This is a genomic window from Micromonospora sp. SH-82, from assembly GCF_051132485.1.
GTDB lineage: Bacteria > Actinomycetota > Actinomycetes > Mycobacteriales > Micromonosporaceae > Micromonospora.
The window spans coordinates 1124067-1142915 of sequence record NZ_CP148049.1; the positions used below are offsets into that span (position 1 = coordinate 1124067).

The window sequence follows — 18849 nt, forward strand, 5'->3', positions numbered from 1 at the left end:
GGTCCGATCTCCGCTGTTTCCAGCGGGCTCGGCACACCCTACGCTGTCCCTGACCGTTGCCTCGATCGGTTACCGTACCCAACGTCAGCTACCCGACGTGGGTCACTGTTCGGTGTTCGGTTACCGTTCGTGGCGGACGAAAGAGTAGCACGACAGCGTGGGCCCGTCCGAGCGGGCCGACGACAGGCGGCCGAGCGGCGTGTGAGCTGCGAGCGCTTCGGCCGGATACCATCATGTCCTCGGGACCCGAGGAGGAGCCGGTGAGCGTGCTGCAACGCTTCGAGAAGCGACTGGAAGGCCTGGTCGAAGGGGCCTTCGCCAAGGTCTTCAAAGGGGTGGTCCACCCCGTGGAGATCCTCAACGCCATGCAGCGGGAGGCCGAGGCGCACAAGGCGATCCTGGCCGGTGGGCGCACGTTGGTGCCCAACCGCTACGTGATCGATCTCTCGCCGTACGACCACAGTCGGCTGGCACCGTACGCTGCCGCGTTGGCCCAGGAACTGGCCCAGTCGCAGGCGGAGTTCATCGGTGAGCAGGCCTGGACGGTCTACGGCGACGTGATAGTCGAGGTCGAGCGGGGTGAGGGCCTGGACACCGGAATGTTCCGGGTGACCGCCGAGGTCTACACCGGTGGTGACGTGGCCCCGGTCTCCGCGCCCGGCTACGACCAGGGCGGGTACGACCAGGGTGGCTACGACCAAGGCGCGCCCGGCGGTTACCCCGCGTACGACCAGGGCGGCGGCTACGGCCAACAGCAGCAGGGACACGGCGGCACCCGCAACGTCCGGCTGGTCTCCGGCGACGGCCGTACCTACCCGTTGCAGATGGGCTCCACCGTGATCGGCCGAGGCGACCAGGCCAACCTGCGCCTGCCCGACGTCGGCATCTCCCGGCGGCACGCCCGGCTGGACTTCGACGGCGGGCAGGTGGTGCTCACCGACCTCGGATCGACGAACGGGACCATGGTCAACGGTCAGCGGGTATCCGCTGTGGCCCTGAACCCGGGTGACATGATCCAGCTCGGTACCACCACCCTGACCTTCCGCGTGGACGGCTGACCCGCCTTGCCCGAACTCGTCATCACCGTCGCCCGGTTCGGGTTCCTGATCCTGCTGTGGATCTTCGTGTTCACGGTGGTCGGAGTGATCCGGCGGGACCTGTTCGCGGGTGCCAAGTCCGGGCGACTGGTGGCCCCGCCCCGCGCGGTCGGAACGCCGGCCGGTCCGGCGGCCAAGCCCGCGAAGGTCAAGCGGGGTCGCGCCGCCCGGCAACTGGTGGTGACGGCGGGGCAACTCGCCGGCACCAGGATCACCCTCGGCGAAGCGCAGATCACCATCGGCCGGGCTGAGGACTCCACCCTGGTCATCACCGATGACTACGCCTCGGCCCGACATGCCCGGCTGGTCCCGCGTGACGGGCAGTGGTTCGTCGAGGATCTCGGCTCGACTAACGGCACCTACCTGGATCGCGCTAAGGTCACCGGACCTACCCCCGTCCCCCTCGGCGTGCCGATCCGGATCGGCCGCACCTCTCTCGAATTACGGCCATGACTCTGACCCTGCGCTATGCGGCCCACAGCGACCGCGGTCTGATCCGAGACGGCAACCAGGATTCCGTCTACGCCGGACCGCGGCTTCTCGCCGTCGCCGACGGTATGGGCGGCATGGCCGCCGGTGACGTCGCCAGTAACATCGTCATCGGTGCCTTGGCGCCGCTCGACGAGGACGTCCCTGGGGACGCACTCGTCGACGCGTTGCGTTCCGCCGTCGGCACCGCCAACCAACAACTCCGCGACACCGTGGACGCCAATCCGCAGATGGAGGGGATGGGCACCACGCTGACCGCGACCCTCTTCTCCGGCAGCAAGCTCGGAATGGTCCACATTGGTGATTCCCGGGCCTACCTGCTGCGCAACGGCGAGTTCGCGCAGATCACCAAGGACGACACGTACGTCCAGATGCTCGTCGACGAGGGCCGGATCAGCGCCGAGGAGGCGAGCAGCCACCCCCAGCGCTCGCTGCTCACCCGGGCGCTCGACGGTCGCGACATCGACCCCGAGTACAGCGTCCGTCACGTCCTGCCCAGCGACCGCTACCTGATCTGCAGCGACGGTCTCTCCGGTGTGGTGAGCGCCGAGACCATCGCCGACACCATGCGGGAGTACACAGACCCGCAGCAGTGCGTCGAGCGACTCGTCCAGCTCGCACTCCGCGGTGGTGGCCCGGACAACATCACGGTGATCATCGCCGACGCGACCGACCGGGACATCGTCGAGTCCTCCCCGATCGTGGGCGGCGCCGCCGCCCGGGACCGGGGCATGGCGACCTCCGCCGACGACTCCACCCCGGCCGCCCGTGCCTCGGCGCTCTCCGCGCCGCGCCCGCCCGCCCCGGACGAGCCGACGGCCAACCGGGACGACGACCCGGAGCAACCCAAGCGGCGTCCGGTCCGGACCGTCGCGATGGCGCTGGCCCTGCTGGTCATCCTCAGCGGTGCGGTCTTCGCCGGCTGGACCTACATGCAGCGGCAGTACTACGTCGGTGCCACCGAGTCCGGCCAGCTGGCCGTCTTCCGGGGGGTGCCCGGCCAGGTGGCCGGGATGGACCTCAGCAGCGTGCACTTCACCAGCCCGGTCCAGCTCGACGACCTCACGGCCGCCGCGCAGGAGCAGGTCAAGCAGGGCATCCAGGCCCGCAGCGAGAGTGACGCCGAACGTCGGCTGGCCGACCTGACCGACGAGGACCCGGCCAATCCGAACCTGAAACCGCTCTGCCCGCCGGCGCCCACCCCGCCGCCGTCGAGCCCGTCGCCGAGCCCGGCGTCGAGCGGATCCCCCTCCCCGGGGCAGGACGACGCGTCGCCGACCCCGCGCGGCAGCGCCGTGGCAAACGAGGAACGGGCGACCCCCCGACCGACGGCCACCGCCGAACCGACCATCACACCCGACGCACTCTCGACCGACCTGCCGCCGGCGTTCGATCCGGCAGGCTGCCGGTCGGCCGAGTGAGCGCCGGCTCGATCCCGAGGAACGACGCGTGACCGCAGCGGCCAACCCGGTGACCTCGCCCAGCACGGGCGAGGAATCCGGCGTACGCCTGGCCCGGTCACGACGCAACTCCGAGCTCTGGTTGCTGCTGCTGGCCATGGTGCTGACGGCCGCGTACCAGGCGATGATCGAGGCGAACGTGCTGGACACGGTCACCTCGGACTTCTGGGTGCCGGCCGCCGCGCTGACCGCCGTCTTCGTCGGCGTACACGTCGTCATCCGGTTCCTCGCCCCGTTCGCGGATCCGGCGCTGCTGCCGGCGGTGGCCCTGCTCAACGGGCTCGGCGTGGGCTTCCTGCGCCGCCTCGACCTGGACGACGCCGCCCCGGCGGACCGGGCCGACCTGGCCACCTTCGCCGGGATCGGTGGGCGGCAGCTGCTCTGGACGCTCATCTCGGTCCTGCTCGCCGCCGGGCTGCTGGTGCTGATGCGCGACCACCGCTCCGTCTCGCGGTACGCGTACACCCTGGGGTTGGCCGGCATCGTGCTGGTGATGATCCCGGCGGTGCTGCCGGCGCGGTTCTCCGAGATCAACGGCGCGAAGCTGTGGATCCGGGTCGGGAGCTTCTCCATCCAGCCGGGTGAGTTCGCCAAACTGGCCCTGCTCGCGTTCTTCGCCTACTACCTGGTGCGAAAGCGCGAAGTGCTCTCCCTGGCCAGCCACCGGTTCCTGGGCGTCGACTTCCCCCGGGGCCGCGACCTCGGTCCGGTCCTCGTGGTCTGGGCGGTCAGCCTCATGGTGCTCATCTTCCAGAAGGACCTGGGCACCTCGCTGCTGTACTTCGGCATGTTCGTGGTGACCCTGTACATCGCCACCGAACGGGTCAGCTGGCTGATCATCGGTCTGCTGCTCTTCTCCGTCGGGGCGTACCTGGCGTACTTCCTCGGCAGTACGGTCGGCGGGCCGTTCGCCAACTTCTACGTCCGGGCCGAGATCTGGCTCGACCCCTTCGCCGACCCCACGGACAAGGGCTACCAACTCGTCCAGGGGTTGCTGGCACTCGGCACCGGCGGGTTGTTCGGGGCCGGGCCGGGCGGTGGTGAGCCGGGGATCCTCCCCGAGGTGCAGAACGACTTCATCTTCGCCGGGATCGGCGAGGAGATCGGGCTGTTCGGGCTCTCCGCGCTGCTCGTCGTCTACCTGCTGATCGTGCAGCGTGGACTGCGCGCCGCCCTGGCCGTCCGGGACTCCTTCGGCAAGCTGCTCGCCGGTGGGCTCTCCTTCACCCTCGGCCTCCAGGTCTTCGTGATCGTCGGTGGGATCAGCGGACTCATCCCGCTCACCGGTCAGACCACGCCGTTTCTGTCCGCCGGTGGCTCGTCGCTGATGGCGAACTGGCTGCTCGTCGCGGTGCTGCTGCGGATCTCCGATGCGGCGCGCCGCCCGGTCGTCACCGGTCGTGGAACGACCTCCCGGCCGGGTGGTGGCCCTCCGGAGCAGCTGCACGGTGCCCAAACGGAGGTGATCCGCCCGTGAACGCACCCCTGCGCCGTGTCGGTGTGGTGGCCATGGTCCTGTTCGGCCTGCTCTTCGCCAACCTCAACTGGGTCCAGGCGTACAAGGCCGACGAGTACCGGACCAGCGACTACAACGGTCGGGTCCAGGTCGCCGAGTACGACCGCAAGCGTGGCAACATCGAGGCCGGCGGTACGGCCCTGGCCACCAGCCAGGCCACCGACGGCAACCTGAAGTACCTGCGCACCTACCCTGGTGGGGCACAGTACTCCCATGTCATCGGGTACAAGCCGGTCAACCTGGGCGACACCGGGATCGAGCGGCTGGAGAACGACTTCCTCGCCGGCACCAGCGACCAGCTCATCGCCGACCGGGTCAAGGACATGTTCACCGGGGACGAGAGCGGCGGCGGCAACGTCCTGCTCAGCATCTCCAAGAACGCGCAGAAGGCCGCCTACGACGGGCTGCGCAACAACAACAACGGCGTGAAGCGGGGTGCGGCGGTGGCGCTGGACCCCCGTACCGGCGCGGTGCAGGCGCTGGTCTCCATGCCCAGCTTCGACCCGAACCCGCTGGCCAGCCACGACACCAGGGAAGCCAGCGCGGCCTACAACAAGTACGAGCAGGACCCGGCGGGCCCGCTGAAGAACCGGGCGCTGGCGGAGGTGTTGCCCCCGGGCTCCACCTTCAAGATGGTGGTCGCCGCCGCCGCGCTGGAGGACGGGGTCACCCCGCAGACCCGGATCCCGGCCGGGTCGAGCTGGCGGGCGTCCACCGGCGGTAACACGATCACCAACGCCGTCCCGTCGATCTGCCCCCAGTCCGAGGTGACGCTGATGAAGGCTGTCACCGACTCCTGCAACACCGGGTTCGCCCAGCTCGGCGTCCGGATCGGCGCGGAGGCCCTCAAGGAGAAGGCCCGGCAGTTCGGGTTCGACCAGGAGGACCTCACCGTCGGTCACCTCGGCGAGGGCGGCCACCGGGTGGCCCCCAGCCGGACCGGCGACATCCAGAACCCCGACGGGGGCACCGACGAGGCGGCCCTCGGCCAGTCCGCGATCGGGCAGCGGGACGTCCGGATGACCCCGTTGCAGGGGGCGCTGATCTCCGCAGCGGTGGCCAACGGGGGCGCCCAGATGCGCCCGTACCTGGTCCAGCAGTTGCTCGCCCCGGACCGGACCACCGACTACTACACCGCCCGCCCCCGGGAGCTGCGCCAGCCGGTCAGCTCGAAGGTCGCCGGGGACCTGCGGGACATGATGGTGAACGTGGTCCGGGAGGGGACCGGTCGCAACGCCGCGTTCGACGGCTACACCGTCGGAGGCAAGACCGGAACCGCCCAGTCCGGCCCGCAGAACGCGGACCACGGCTGGTTCATCGGGTTCGCCCTCGACTCCAAGGGGACCCCGGTCTCCGCGGTCTGCGTGGTGCTGGAGGAGGCCGGCAGCGGCGGCAGCGCCGAGGCGGCCCGGATCGCCGGACGGATCATGCGGGCGGCGGTCTCCGACTCCGGGGGACGTTGACATGCTGAGCCCCGGTGTTCAGCTCGGCAACCGCTATCTCCTCGACGAGCGGATCGCCAGCGGCGGCATGGGCGACGTGTGGCGCGGGACCGACCAGGTGCTCGGCCGTACCGTCGCGGTGAAGAGCCTGTTGCCGGCGCTGTTGGACGAGCCCGGCTTCGCCGAGCGGTTCCGCGGTGAGGCACGGACCATGGCGACCATCAACCACCCCGGTGTGGTGGACGTCTACGACTTCGGCAGCGACCAGCAGATCGCATTCCTGATCATGGAGTACGTGGAGGGTGACGCGCTCTCCTCCACCCTGAACCGCGTCGGTCGACTCACCCCGGCCCGGACGATGGCCCTGGTGGCACAGGCCGCCGACGCGCTGCACGCCGCGCACCAGAAGGGGATCGTGCACCGGGACGTCAAGCCCGGCAACCTGCTGGTCCGGCCCAACGGCACCCTGGTCCTGACCGATTTCGGCATCGCCCGCTCGGAGTTGGTGGGTCAGCTCACCGCCGCCGGTTCGGTGCTCGGGACCGCCTCCTACATCTCCCCGGAGCAGGCCACCGGTGCTGTCGCCACCGCCGCCTCCGACGTGTACGCGCTCGGTGTGGTCGCGTACCAGTGTCTGGCCGGTCGACGGCCGTTCGAGGGGGACAACCCCCTGGAGATCGCCATGAAGCACGTCCGGGACAACCCCCGGCCGTTGCCCGGTGACATCCCGCCCCCGATCCGGGCGATCGTCGAACGGGCCATGGCGAAGGACCCGGCGGCCCGGTGGCCCAGTGCCGCCGCCCTGGCCGGGGTGGCCCGCCAGGCGAAGCAGGCGATGTCGCAGCAGCAGAACCGGGGCGGCGGGCCGGTCGGGCCGATCTCCGGCGTGCCGTCCTCCCCGGCACCCCCGCCCCCGGGGCGGGCCCAGGTGCCCAATGCGTCCCGCCAGCCACCCCGCCCCCCGGTGAACCAGCCCAGGCCGGTCGCCTCCCAGCCGATCTCGCCCCAGCCCCGTCCACCGATGGTGGCCCGGCCGCCCGCCCAGCCCGGACGACCGCCGATGGCCGGTCCCCCGCACCGGCCGCAGGTGTCGCCCCCGCCCCGACCGCAGGTCGCGCCCCCACCGGCTCGGCCGCCGGTGGCGCCCACCGGGATGGGGCACCACCATATGCAGCACGCCCCGCAGATGCAGCCGGGGATGCCGCCCCCCGACCGGTCCTTCGGGTACGCCCGCCCACCGGTCCCACCCGCCGAGCCCCGTCGGTCCAGCTCGACGGCGGTGCTCTTCGTCATCCTCCTGGCCGCGCTGGTCCTGCTCTGCTCCGGCGTGGTTTCCTACTGGCGTAACAGCGACCTGTTCGCCGCCGGGCCGCGTACACCCACGGTGATCTCCGGCGAGCACGCCGTCGGGGAACGCGACGATCTGGTCCAGACGTCGTACCGTCGGATGCAACGGCTACTGCCGAATGACGGCGAGACGACGACGAGCGAAGGACGAGAGACCCGATGACAGCGCAGGCCCGCCTGCTCGGTGGCCGCTACCAGGTCGGCGACCTGCTCGGCTACGGCGGCATGGCTGAGGTCCACCACGGTCGTGACCTGCGGCTCGGTCGGGACGTCGCGATCAAGATGCTCCGCGCCGACCTCGCTCGGGACGCGACCTTCCAGATGCGGTTCCGGCGGGAGGCACAGAACGCCGCCTCCCTGAACCACCCGGCGATCGTGGCCGTCTACGACACCGGCGAGGAGACCGGCCCGACCGGCGAGACCCTCCCGTTCATCGTGATGGAGTTCGTCAACGGGCGCACCCTCAAGGAGGTCCTGGGCGCCGAGGGGCGGCTCCAGCCGCGCCGGGCGCTGGAGATCTGTGCCGACATGTGCGCGGCGTTGGAGTTCAGCCACCGCCACGGCATCATCCACCGGGACATCAAGCCGGGCAACGTGATGCTCACCCTGACCGGTCAGGTCAAGGTGATGGACTTCGGCATCGCCCGGGCACTGGCCAGCGGGGCCACCACGATGACGCAGACCAGCGCCGTCATCGGGACCGCCCAGTACCTCTCCCCGGAGCAGGCGCGCGGTGAGGCCGTGGACGCCCGTTCCGACGTGTACGCGGCCGGCTGTGTGCTCTTCGAGCTGGTCTGCGGACATCCGCCGTTCGTCGGGGACAGCCCGGTCAGCGTCGCCTACCAGCACGTACGGGAGGCGCCGCCGACGCCGAGCGACATCAACCCGGACGTCACCCCGGCGATCGACGCGATCGTGCTGAAGGCGCTGTCGAAGAACCCGCTCAACCGCTACCAGAGCGCCGGCGAGATGCGTGCCGACCTCCTCCGTGCGGCGGCCGGTCGGCCGGTGCTGGCCACCCCGGTCATGCGGGAGGAGGAAGAGGCGACGCACGTCGTCGCCCAGACCGCGGCGGTCGGCTACCCGTCCGCCGCCGGTGCGGCGGCGACCCGGACGGCTCCTGCGGCCCGGGTCGGCGACGCCCGACGTCGACGGACCTCGTCCTGGCTGATCGCCCTCTTCGCCGCCGTCGGGGTCCTGGCGGTGATCGCGCTCGTCGTGGCGCTGCTTCCCGACAGCAACGATCCGGTGGACAGCCGGGTGGCCGTACCGGTGCTGACCGGGAAGACGGAGAACCAGGCGGTCGAGGAGTTACGCGCCGCCGGGTTCAACCCGGTGGTCGGCGATCAGATCTTCAACAGCAGCTGCGAGAAGAACCAGGTCGTCGAGCAGGAACCGGCGGCGGGCACCCAGCTGGAGCCCCAGCAGACCGTCACCATCCAGATCTGCGGGGGCCCGCAGGAGGTCGACGTCCCGAAGGTGGTCGGCTCCCCGTTCGACAACGCCGAGCAGCAGATCGAGGACCGCAAGCTGGTGGTCGAACGCCGGGACGTGGACAACGCCCAGCCGGAGGGGACCGTCGTCAAGGTCGACCCGGAGGAGGGCACCAAGGTCGCCGAGGGCACCAAGGTCGTCGTCAACGTCTCCAGGGGCAACATCCGGAAGGTGCCGAACCTGGACGGGCTGAGTCGCAGCGAGGCCGTCCGGCAGGTGGAGCAGCTCGGTTTGGTGGCCAGGGTCGTCGACGGTGAGGCGGTCCCACCGGACCAGGCCGGTCGGGTCAGTGGGCAGAACCCGGCGGCGGGCCGCAACGCCAAGGTGGGTGAGCGGGTCACCATCGAGGTCAGCGTGCCGGAGGAGCCCGACCCGGAGCCCACCGGCGAGAGCCCCAGCCCGGATGATCCGACGGGCACCCCGACGCCGCCCGGCAACGGCAACGGCAACGGCAACGGTGACGGTGGTGGCGAGGGCGGCGGCCTGCTGTTCCGGCAGACCGCGACCTGGCGCTCCGTCGACTGACCGGCACCCGGCCGAGGCCGGCGACCCGTCGCTGTCAGGCGGCGGCGAAGGCGGCCAGACGCCGGGCGTCGACCTCGGCGGCCAGCTCCGGAGCCCGGTCGAGCGCCTCGGGGTGGCCGCAACCGGCCAGCCAGTTCGCCAGCATCAGGTGACCGCCTTCGGTCAGCACCGACTCGGGGTGGAACTGCACCCCCTCGATCGGCAACGTACGGTGGCGCATCGCCATCACCACCCCGGAACCGGTCCAGCCGGTGACCTCCAGCTCGTCCGGGAGGGTCTCCGGTCGGACGGTCAGTGAGTGGTACCGGGTGGCGGTGAACGGGTCCGGGAGCCCGGCGAGGACCCCGACGTCGCTGTGCCGGACCTCGGAGGTCTTGCCGTGCAGCAGTTCGGGGGCCCGGTCCACGGTGGCACCGAACGCCTCCCCGATCGCCTGGTGGCCGAGGCAGACCCCGAAGATCGGCAGCTCACCGCCGTACCGGTGGATGACGTCCAGGCAGATTCCGGCCCGGTCCGGGCTTCCCGGGCCGGGGGAGAGCAGCACCCCGTCGGCACCGAGCCGTCCGACCTCGGCGACGTCGATCTCGTCGTTGCGGCGTACCTCGCAGTCGACTCCGAGCTGACCCAGGTACTGCACCAGGTTGAAGACGAACGAGTCGTAGTTGTCGATCACCAGGACACGCATCGTCGTCACCGTTCCCGGTCGGAGGGCGGAGTGTTGTTCTGATCAGTGTCGTACGGCAGGTCGTGGTCGTCGTCGGAGGGGGCGTCCTGGCCGGGGAGGTCCGGGTCCCCGCCGCCCGGGCCACCGTTCTCGCCGGCCGGCTGCTCCACCTGGACGTCGTCGAAGGGCAGCAACGGCTCGGCCCAGGGGAAGACCACCGCCCACAGCAGGTAGACGGTGGCGGTGGCCAACAGGAGGCTGCCGACCAGCTTCCCGGGCACCCCGAAGGGGAGCTTGCGCCAGATCCACGCGTACACGTCGTCAGCCTCCCAGTTCCGGCGGACGACCCTCGGACTTCGGCACCTTACGGTCGAGCTCGGCGTGCACGATGAGCCGTTCGTAGTTGTCGAACTTCGGGTTGCAGGTGGTCAGGGTCAGCATCGCCTTGGTCGGCTTGGCCTTGGGGCGACCTGGGACCGCCGCCACCACCTCGACCTGGGAGGGCTTGACGATGTGGTTGCGGGTGACCCGGTAGACGTGCCACTCGGTCTTCGACTCGGTCACGATCGCGTCGCCGTCGTGTAGTTCGTCGAGCCGCCAGAAGGTGGCCCGGTTGCGGTGTCCGGCGACGGAGAAGTTGCCCACCTCACCGGGGAGCGCGGTGTCCGGGTAGTGCCCGGGGGCGTACCTGATGTCCTGCTGGCTGACGCCCTCCACCACGATCCAGCTCTTGTCGAGCTTCGGGATGTAGAGCCCGGCGATGGGCTTGCCCTGCACCGGCGGTGCAGGGGTCTCCGGCGCGGCGGAGGCGGACGGCCGGGCCGAGGGGACGACGGTGGGGTCGTCGGTCGGTGCCCACTCCTGCGCCAGCTGCGCGGAGAGGTCGTCCTGGTGGGCGTTGACCTTCGCCGACTTGCCCCAGATCTCATACCCGGCGAAGAGCATCACCACCAGGCCGAAAGTGATCAGGATTTCCCCGGAGAACCGGATCCCGGTACGCACCCGGGACCAGAAGGTGGGGCGGGTGAGTTCGGAGTAGACGCTCTTGTAACCCTCGCCGGTCTGCTCCGGTCGGAGCTGGACGACCCGCTCCCCACGACGCGGGCGGTGTTCCTCGCCGGTGGTGGGGTCAACCCCGGTGGGGGCGACCGGGTCGACCTGGGGCACCGCGCCCATCAGGGCGGTCGAGTCCATGGCCGGGGGGCGCTCCGGCGACCGGCCGGACAGGTGCGGCGGAAGGTTCCCCCCGTGGCCCGGCTGGGCAGGACGCGGGTCGGAGTGTCGAGCACCACCACCGGCGGGCTGTGCTGCGGTGCGGTCGGTGTCGCGTCGGCTCCGGGCGGTGACCGTCGGAAGGATCGCCGTCGCCGAGGGGTCCACCCGGTCGATGAAGGCGGTGGGGCTCTCCGCGCCGCCCTCGGCCCTTCTCGGGGTGTCCTGGGCGTGGCCGGGCCTGTCCGGGGTGCCCGTCCGGGTCGGTCCGCTGTTGCCGGGGCTGCCGAGCCGAGGCGCGGAGTCGTCGCCGTACCCGGGCTGTTCCCGCCGGGACTGGTCGTTGCGCCGTGCGGCGGCGGCGTCGGTCGGTTCGGGGCGACGGGCAGTTCGGGGTGGCTCGTCCCGGCCCTGGTCGTCTCCGCCGATCCCACCCGACCAGGCCGCTGCGGTGGAGCGCCGGTCGGCCGTCGACTCGGTCGGTCGGCCGGGCCAGGCCGGGGGTGCCGCGTTCGTCGGGACGGCCGGGATGCCGCCGCCTGCTCGGCCTGCCGACGTTCGCGGGCCGGGTCCGCCGGACGGCGGCTGCTGGTCGGGGCTCGCGGGCCGGATCGGCCGGTCCGGGCTCGACTGACGCATCGCCCGGTCGGGGCTCGACGGGCGGACCGTTCGGTCACGGTCGTCGGGGCGGGCAGCCTGGTCGTGGCCGCCGGCGGGCCGTCCCCGCAGGTCTGGTCCGGTGGGACGGGCGCGGAGGTCGGCGTCGGCAGAGCGACGGGCGTGCGGCTCTGGTCCGGTGGGTCGGCCGCGCTGGTCCGTTTCGGCAGGGGGCCGGGCGTGCGGATCTGGTCCGGTGGGCCGGTGGGCCGGGCGGTCCGTGTCGGCAGCGGGACGGGTGCGCCGGTCGGGGGCGGTGGGCCGGCCGCGCTGGTCGGCCTCGGCGGCGGGCCGTGCCTGCGGGTCGGGTCCGAGGGTGGGGCGGGTGCGTCGCTCCGGGTGGACCGGTCGGGCCGTCGGTGTCGGGTCCGGCCACGGGCTGCGGGGCGCGCGACGGGGGTCCTGCGCGGGGTCACGCCGGGTCACGGGGGCGAGGAAGGCGGTGGCCTCGTTGAGCGGGTCGTCGTGGCGGCCGTCGCGCTCGTCCCGCCAGTCGTCGTGGCTCACCGGGGCACCGTCGCCGAGCGCAGGGCGGTCGAGTCCTCGAATGCCGGCACGGTGACCGGGGAGACGGTCTCGCTGTAGCCGAGCTGGTAGTCGTCGACCGCTTCCTTGAACAACCGGACTCCCTTGGAGCCGGCGAGGGCCTGCTGGAGCGCGGCCGGATCGCCGATTGCTACGATCTTGAACGGTGGAGAGTACACCCGGCCGTGTAGCAGCAGGGTGTTACCGACGCAGCGTACCGCGCTGGTAGCGAGCACGCGGACATTCATGATTGACAGGGCCTCGGCACCGCCGGCCCAGAGCGCGTTCACCACCGCCTGGACATCCTGCTGATGGACGACCAGTTCGTCGTTGCTCACCCCGTCGGGCAGGGCCTGGTCGCCGAGGCGCTGGGCGTCGTTCAGCTCGACGGTCACGCCCATCCCGGTGAGGGCCGTGAAACCGGCGCTCTGCCGGCTCGCGTCGCTGCGCTCCCGTTGCTCCTTGATCGGGCCGTCCGACTCGCCCAGGGCGCCGGTGGTGTTCTCGACGTCGGCCCGGAGCTCCGCGGCCCGCCGCTCGCTGGTCTCGACCTGCTCCCGCCGATCCTCGATGACCTGCTTGAGTTCGGGGCGGCGGTCCTCGCGCAGGGCGGTGCCACCGGCAGTGGTGGCGGTGGTGGTGAAGAGCAACCCCGCCGCCAGAGCGATCATGGGTACGAAGATCGACCACCCCGGTCGTCGCTGGCGTGGCCGTCGTGGCACCAGCCCGGCGACCGCCCGCCGGAGCACCTTGCGCCAGGAGGCCGCGCCGGAGGTGTACTCCACGTGCGCTCCTTCCCGTGGTCGATCGGTCGGCCCGTCCGGAGCCTGTCGATCAGTGGTCGGACCCGAACAGTCCTCCATAATTCGGTCACCGCGTGTGGCGGACCGGCACTATTCGTGGCTTGGGCGGGTTCTGTTGACTACGCTAGCTGTCGAACATTATTGGCCATGGACCGTCGCCCCCGCGCCCGGTTGCCAGGCCGGCCGGGTAGTCATCCCTCAGGAGAGCGTCGTGCCCAAGTCTCAGGTTCGCAAGAAGAAGGTGTACACCCCACCGACGGACGTGCGTCCGACCACGACCGCGTCGGCGCGCACCAAGCCTAGCCCCGTGTGGCTGCCCGCCCTGGCGGTCTCCCTCATCGTCCTCGGCATCGGTTGGCTGGTCGTCTACTACCTCTCCGAGCAGGCGTACCCGGTGATGTCCTGGGGCTACTGGAACCTGGCCGTCGGGTTCGGTGCCATGGTCGGGTCCCTGATCGTGCTCTCCCGTTGGCGCTGACCGGGTAGCCCCTGCTCAGCGCTTTCGGTCCCCGCCGCCTAAGGTGTCCGCAGGGCGGCGTGGCCCCGAGTGCGAGGAGTCTCACGTTACCGATGGGTAACCTTGCGCGTAGGCTGCACTGCATGACCGAGCGGAGCGAGGTCATCGACCGACAGGTCGGATCCGCGGGTGCGGCGTGACGCCGGTCACCCGCTGAGCCGTACCTCCGGTCGCCGAGCCGCTCGACAGGCAGCAACCGGGAGGCCAACTCGATGGGCAGCGTCCAGATCGTCACCACGATCCTCGCGGCCGCCATCACCGCCGTTGCGGTGTGGCTTGCGGTACGCGCGGTCATGCAGATGGTGGCCGTCATCCGGCTGGGTCAGCCGGACCCGTCACGCTCCACCGACGTCGGTGCCCGCACCAAGGTCATGCTGGCCGAGACCGCCGGCCACACCCGGATGCTCCGGTGGAGCGTGGTGGGAGCCGCGCACTGGTTCGTCATGGTCGGCTTCGTCGTGCTGTCTTTGCTGGTGCTGGAGGCGTACTTCGAGGTCGTCTCGCCCACCGGCGGTCTGCCACTGGTCGGCGGTTGGGCCCTGTACGGCCTGCTCACCGAGGCGATCGGCATCCTCGGCACGATCAGCATCCTGGTCCTGATCGGCATCCGGGTACGCAACCGGCCGACCCGCACTGGCGGGAAGTCCCGGTTCACCGGGTCCACCATGTGGCAGGGCTACTTCGTCGAGGCGGTGGTCCTCGCGGTCCTGGTGATGGGCTTCGTCATCCGGGGCTTCAAGGTCGCCACCGACCACTTCGCGTACCCGACCTGGGCCACCCCGCTCAGTCACGCCGTCGGCGCGGTCCTGCCCGACTGGGAGAACGGCGTCAGCATCGCCGCCCTCATCAAGATCTCCATCTCGATGACCTGGGTCATCGTGATCGCCCTGAACGTCACGATGGGCGTGGCCTGGCACCGCTTCCTGGCCTTCCCGAACATCTTCTTCAAGCGGGAGCCGGCCGAGGCGAACTCCGGTCTCGGTGCGCTGCGCCCGATGACGAGCCAGGGCAAGCCCCTCGACTTCGAGGAGGCCGACCCGGAGACCGACCAGTTCGGGGTCTCACAGGTGGAGCAGTTCACCTGGAAGGGGCTGCTGGACTTCAGCACCTGCACCGAGTGCGGGCGGTGCCAGTCGCAGTGCCCCGCCTGGAACACCGGCAAGCCGCTCTCGCCCAAGCTGCTGATCCTGAGCCTGCGCGACCACGCGTACGCGAAGGCGCCGTACCTGCTGGCCGGGGGTGGCAAGGACCTCACCGGCGAGGAGAAGGCCACCGCCGCGCAGCTGGCCCACATGGACGTCCTGGCGCTGGCCGAGGCGGAGAAGCCGCTGGTCGGCGACGCCGAGTCCGGGGGGATCATCGACCCGGACGTCCTCTGGTCCTGCACCACCTGTGGTGCCTGTGTCGAGCAGTGCCCGGTCGACATCGAGCACGTCGACCACATCGTCGACATGCGGCGCTACCAGGTGCTGATCGAGTCGAGCTTCCCGTCCGAGGCCGGCGTGATGCTGCGCAACCTGGAGAACAAGGGCAACCCCTGGGGTGCCCCGCCGAACACCAGGGAGGACTGGACCAAGGGTCTGGACTTCGAGGTGCCCCGGGTCGGTGAGGTCGAGGACTTCGAGTACCTCTTCTGGGTCGGCTGCGCCGGTGCGTTCGAGGACCGGGCCAAGAAGACCACCCGGGCGGTCGCCACGCTGCTGCACGAGGCCGGTGTCTCCTTCGCCATCCTGGGCGAGGGGGAGACCTGCTCCGGCGATCCGGCCCGCCGGATCGGCAACGAGTTCGTCTTCCAGATGCTGGCCCAGCAGAACGTCGAGACGCTCAACGAGGTCTTCGAGGGGCGGGAACCGGCCAAGCGCAAGATCGTTGCGACCTGCCCGCACTGCTTCAACACCCTGGGCAACGAGTACGGCCAGCTCGGCGGCGAGTTCGAGGTGGTCCACCACACGCAGCTCCTGGCCCACCTGGTCGCCGATGGCAAGCTCACCCCGGTCCAGCCGGTCGACGGCGGGGTCACCTACCACGACCCGTGCTACCTGGGCCGCCACAACCGGGTCTTCGCCCCGCCGCGTGAGGTCCTGGGCAGCGCCATCGGCGGGGGCACGGGCGACGCCGACCTGATCGAGATGCCGCGCAACAGCGAGCGCTCGTTCTGCTGCGGTGCCGGGGGCGCGCGAATGTGGATGGAGGAGCGGATCGGCAAGCGGATCAACGTGGACCGGGTCGAGGAGGCCATGTCCACCGGGGCGAAGACGGTCGCCGTCGGCTGCCCGTTCTGCTCGACGATGCTCAACGACGGGGTCAACGGCAAGGCTGCCGGAGAACAGGTCGAGGTGGTCGACGTGGCCAGCGTCCTGCTCCGCTCGGTCCGGCCGGAGTGACCGGAGGGTGACCGACCCCCACATTGATGGGTACCCCTCGATCGCCGAATAGTGGATACCGTTGGTGTGCAAGCGATTGCTTCACCGTAATGGTGAAGATTGTCTTCTTGCCCCGATCGCTTTGCTTCCCTAATGTTGGGCACCGGCCGCTTGTGGGTCGTCTGTCTCGCCCTCCCCTCCTCGCGAGGCGCCCGGCGGCCGGTCGGCAAAGGAGTCGGTGCCGGTGGCGAGCCTGCCCCCTCATCGTCGTGTCCCGAAAACGCCCGCCCGAGTACGCGGCGCGCGACGGGCATTGGCGCGTCTGACAGCCCTGTGTGCTGCCGTGATCGTCGGCGCCGGGATGCTCGCCGTACCGGCGCAGGCGGAGCCCACGGTCGAGGAGATCGAAGCGCAGATCGAGAAGCAGTGGCGCCAGCTGGAACCCACCATCGAGCAGTACAACAAGGTGCGGTCCGAGCTGAGGGTCAACCGCAAGAAGTCCGACGACCTCGCCAAGAAGATCGAGCCGTTGCAGCTCGAAAGCGAGTTGGCGCTGAACCGGATCGGTGAACTCGCCTCCCGGTACTACATCATCGGCCCCTCGTACGAGCTGGGCGCGGTGCTGGTGAACAGCCGCCCCGGGCAGCTCGGCGAACAGCTCACCCTGCTGGACCGGGTGGCCACCGAGCAGCGTCGGCAGATCGAGGACGTCCTGGCCGTCCAGGCCAGGTTCAACACCCAGAAGGAGAAGCTGGACACGCTCGTCACCACCCAGGTCAAGCAGGAGAAGGATCTGGCGAACCGGCGCAAGAAGATCGAGGGTGAGATCAAGACCCTCCGGGCGTCGATGCCGAAGACCACAGTGCAGACCGCCAACTGCCCGACCATCAACGGGGTGGTGAACGCGGCGGCGCGTACCGCCATCCGGGTCGCCTGTGCGCAGATCGGCAAGCCGTACGTGTTCGGGTCCACCGGGCCGAACTCCTTCGACTGCTCCGGACTGACCCAGTACGCGTACCGGGCCGCAGGCATCAGCCTCACCCACTTCACCGGGGCACAGTGGAACGAGGGACGGGCGATCCCGCGTAACGAGGCCCGCCCCGGCGATCTGGTCTTCTTCCGCAGCGACCTCAGTCACGTCGGCATCTATCTGGGCAACGACAAGATGGTGCACGCGGCGAGAGCCGGTGTCCCGGTCAACGTCTCCAGCATCAACACGATGCCGGTCGCCGGGTTCCGACGACCTGGCTGACCCTCGGCGTACCCGAGGCCCTCCGTCGTCGACCACCAGACGACGGAGGGCCTTCGTGTGTGGGCCGCGCCGCGCCCGAGAGTGAACGAACGTGAGACGGAGTGTCACGTATCGCTCCGTTGCGGATAGGCGGTCGTCTCTCTACGCTGGTGAACCGTCGGTCGGCAGCAGAACCGTCCAACCCGGGCGGTCACGAACGACACCGCCGAGTCGCCCGCAGGGGTGATCCGGGAACCCAGGTACGTCGGGGTCAATCCGCAGTCCGCTGCGGTAGGGCGTCCCCTTCCGCCCGAACCCGTCAGCTGACCCGGTAGGCGGTTCCGTCGAAGGAGTACCGAGCCCGGTGGCACTTCATGCCCCGCGGCCACCGTCCACCAGGTCGGCGCAGGTCGACCCGGTGCCGGCTGGGCCGCGCCCACGCTCGTTCCGTTGCACCACAGCACTGGCCGCGACCGCTGCGGTCCTGGTCGGGGCCGCCGTCCTCGGGGTCCCCGGCCCGGCGTACGCCGAACCGTCGGTGACAGATCTCGAACGGCAGATCGACAGGGACTGGCACCGACTCGAACCGCTCATCGAACGGCACAACGCCGTCCGGCAGGACCTCGCCGACAAGCGTCGGGAGGCCGCCGCCCTGGCGGCCAGGATCGACCCGCTGCAACGCCAGGTCGACGCGGCGATGAAGCAGGTCAGCGACCTGGCCGTGCGGGCGTACAAGGGTGAGGGCTTCTCGGCGCTCAACCTGATGCTCTCCGGGCGTACCCCCGGTGAACTGGTCGGCCGGATCGAGCTGATGGACCGGTTCGCCCACCGCCGGCAGGAGGACGTCCGGGCCGTCCGGGACCTGCGTGACGAACTGGCGGCCGGGAAGACCCGACTCGACCGGATGATCGTTCAACTCACCCGGGCGGAGAGGGGGCTCGCCGCGAGCCGTCGACAGATCGACGCCGAGATCGCCAGGTTGCAGAAGCTGCGGCTGCGGGCGTACGACAGCGGTGCCGGTGGGCCGCTCCGCCCGGCGCCCTGCCCCGTCACCTACCCCGGGGGTACGGCAGGTGACGTGGTCCGGTTCGCCTGCGCCCAGATCGGCAAGCCGTACGTCTGGGGCGCCGAGGGGCCGAAGGCGTACGACTGCTCGGGATTGATGCTCGCGGCCTGGGCGAAGGGCGGTGTGGCGCTGCCGCACAACGCCGCCCGGCAGCGGAAGGTGACCTCCCCGGTCGGCCGCGCCGACCTGCGCCCCGGCGACCTCGTCTTCTACTACCGCGACGTGCACCACGTGGGGATGTACGTCGGTGACGGCTGGGTGGTGCACGCCGCCCGGTCCGGGGTGCCGGTGCGGATGAAGCGCCTCGGTGACGCCCCGATCCACAGCTTCGGTCGCCCCGGCAAGGGCTGACCGTTCCGGCTGTCGGCGAGTGCACGTCGGCCCGTGAGACCGACGTGGTGTCCCTGCCGACGGCAGGCCCGGGTACCGCTGTCGCGGTGG

General features: G+C 70.6%; 15 protein-coding genes and 1 riboswitch. Of the genes, 11 read left to right on the forward strand and 4 right to left on the reverse strand.

Features of this window, described 5'->3' with window-relative positions:
• Window positions 1–233 precede the first annotated feature (233 nt).
• The 7 genes from WHN02_RS05200 to pknB are packed head-to-tail and all read left to right on the forward strand — an operon-like array spanning window position 234 to window position 9370.
• Entirely contained in the window at window positions 234–1058 is an 825-nt protein-coding gene (locus WHN02_RS05200; protein ID WP_350898311.1) for a DUF3662 and FHA domain-containing protein, read from the forward strand.
• Between the two features lie 6 nt (window positions 1059–1064).
• Window positions 1065–1550, forward strand: a complete 486-nt coding sequence (locus WHN02_RS05205) for an FHA domain-containing protein FhaB/FipA (RefSeq protein ID WP_434742299.1) — start codon at window positions 1065–1067, stop codon at window positions 1548–1550.
• Entirely contained in the window at window positions 1547–3007 is a 1461-nt protein-coding gene (locus WHN02_RS05210) for a PP2C family protein-serine/threonine phosphatase (RefSeq protein WP_434742300.1), read from the forward strand. Before WHN02_RS05205 ends, WHN02_RS05210 begins: the two co-directional genes overlap by 4 nt.
• A 28-nt stretch (window positions 3008–3035) precedes the next feature.
• Window positions 3036–4523 (forward strand): FtsW/RodA/SpoVE family cell cycle protein, encoded by a 1488-nt coding sequence (locus WHN02_RS05215; protein ID WP_434742301.1) that lies wholly within the window; start codon window positions 3036–3038, stop codon window positions 4521–4523.
• Window positions 4520–6025 carry a peptidoglycan D,D-transpeptidase FtsI family protein gene (locus WHN02_RS05220; RefSeq protein ID WP_434742302.1) on the forward strand — a complete coding sequence of 502 codons (1506 nt, stop codon included), beginning with the start codon at window positions 4520–4522 and terminating at the stop codon, window positions 6023–6025. Before WHN02_RS05215 ends, WHN02_RS05220 begins: the two co-directional genes overlap by 4 nt.
• A 1-nt stretch (window position 6026) precedes the next feature.
• Window positions 6027–7514 carry a protein kinase domain-containing protein gene (locus WHN02_RS05225; RefSeq protein ID WP_434742303.1) on the forward strand — a complete coding sequence of 496 codons (1488 nt, stop codon included), beginning with the start codon at window positions 6027–6029 and terminating at the stop codon, window positions 7512–7514.
• Window positions 7511–9370, forward strand: a complete 1860-nt coding sequence (gene pknB, locus WHN02_RS05230) for a Stk1 family PASTA domain-containing Ser/Thr kinase (RefSeq protein WP_434742304.1) — start codon at window positions 7511–7513, stop codon at window positions 9368–9370. Before WHN02_RS05225 ends, pknB begins: the two co-directional genes overlap by 4 nt.
• A 34-nt stretch (window positions 9371–9404) precedes the next feature.
• Here the strand turns inward: pknB and WHN02_RS05235 are convergent, their stop codons facing one another.
• From WHN02_RS05235 to WHN02_RS05250, 4 genes are read right to left on the reverse strand one after another with little or no spacing between them, the layout of a single operon-like run.
• Window positions 9405–10055: an aminodeoxychorismate/anthranilate synthase component II gene (locus WHN02_RS05235; RefSeq protein ID WP_434742305.1), complete on the reverse strand. Its 651-nt coding sequence runs from the start codon at window positions 10053–10055 to the stop codon at window positions 9405–9407.
• A 5-nt stretch (window positions 10056–10060) separates the two neighbouring features.
• Entirely contained in the window at window positions 10061–10351 is a 291-nt protein-coding gene (locus WHN02_RS05240) for a hypothetical protein (protein ID WP_350900414.1), read from the reverse strand.
• A 4-nt stretch (window positions 10352–10355) separates the two neighbouring features.
• Window positions 10356–12410, reverse strand: a complete 2055-nt coding sequence (locus tag WHN02_RS05245; RefSeq protein ID WP_434742306.1) for a class E sortase — start codon at window positions 12408–12410, stop codon at window positions 10356–10358.
• On the reverse strand, window positions 12407–13213 hold the full coding sequence (locus tag WHN02_RS05250) for a DUF881 domain-containing protein (protein WP_350900140.1): 807 nt from the start codon (window positions 13211–13213) through the stop codon (window positions 12407–12409). The genes WHN02_RS05245 and WHN02_RS05250 overlap by 4 nt, the downstream gene beginning before the upstream one ends.
• 229 nt (window positions 13214–13442) lie before the next feature.
• Here WHN02_RS05250 and WHN02_RS05255 point away from each other — a divergent pair, with 229 nt between their 5' ends.
• From WHN02_RS05255 to WHN02_RS05270, 4 genes are all read left to right on the forward strand, one after another.
• Window positions 13443–13709 (forward strand): cell division protein CrgA, encoded by a 267-nt coding sequence (locus tag WHN02_RS05255; RefSeq protein ID WP_434742307.1) that lies wholly within the window; start codon window positions 13443–13445, stop codon window positions 13707–13709.
• 251 nt (window positions 13710–13960) lie between these two features.
• Window positions 13961–16132: a (Fe-S)-binding protein gene (locus WHN02_RS05260; RefSeq protein ID WP_434742308.1), complete on the forward strand. Its 2172-nt coding sequence runs from the start codon at window positions 13961–13963 to the stop codon at window positions 16130–16132.
• A gap of 217 nt (window positions 16133–16349) precedes the next feature.
• The gene (locus tag WHN02_RS05265) at window positions 16350–17363 is read left to right on the forward strand and encodes an NlpC/P60 family protein (RefSeq protein ID WP_434742309.1); all 1014 of its coding nucleotides are present in this window, start codon (window positions 16350–16352) and stop codon (window positions 17361–17363) included.
• A gap of 193 nt (window positions 17364–17556) precedes the next feature.
• Window positions 17557–17697: riboswitch (cyclic di-AMP (ydaO/yuaA leader) on the forward strand.
• Window positions 17698–17760: 63 nt separating this feature from the next.
• Window positions 17761–18759 carry an NlpC/P60 family protein gene (locus WHN02_RS05270; RefSeq protein WP_434742310.1) on the forward strand — a complete coding sequence of 333 codons (999 nt, stop codon included), beginning with the start codon at window positions 17761–17763 and terminating at the stop codon, window positions 18757–18759.
• Window positions 18760–18849: the final 90 nt, after the last annotated feature.

Coding starts and splice junctions, on each gene's coding strand:
- WHN02_RS05200 (WP_350898311.1), top strand. CDS start 234: ATGTCCTCGGGACCCGAGGAGGAGCCGGTGAGCGTGCTGCAACGCTTC.
- WHN02_RS05210 (WP_434742300.1), top strand. CDS start 1,547: ATGACTCTGACCCTGCGCTATGCGGCCCACAGCGACCGCGGTCTGATC.
- WHN02_RS05225 (WP_434742303.1), top strand. CDS start 6,027: ATGCTGAGCCCCGGTGTTCAGCTCGGCAACCGCTATCTCCTCGACGAG.
- pknB (WP_434742304.1), top strand. CDS start 7,511: ATGACAGCGCAGGCCCGCCTGCTCGGTGGCCGCTACCAGGTCGGCGAC.
- WHN02_RS05235 (WP_434742305.1), bottom strand. CDS start 10,055: ATGCGTGTCCTGGTGATCGACAACTACGACTCGTTCGTCTTCAACCTG.
- WHN02_RS05260 (WP_434742308.1), top strand. CDS start 13,961: ATGGGCAGCGTCCAGATCGTCACCACGATCCTCGCGGCCGCCATCACC.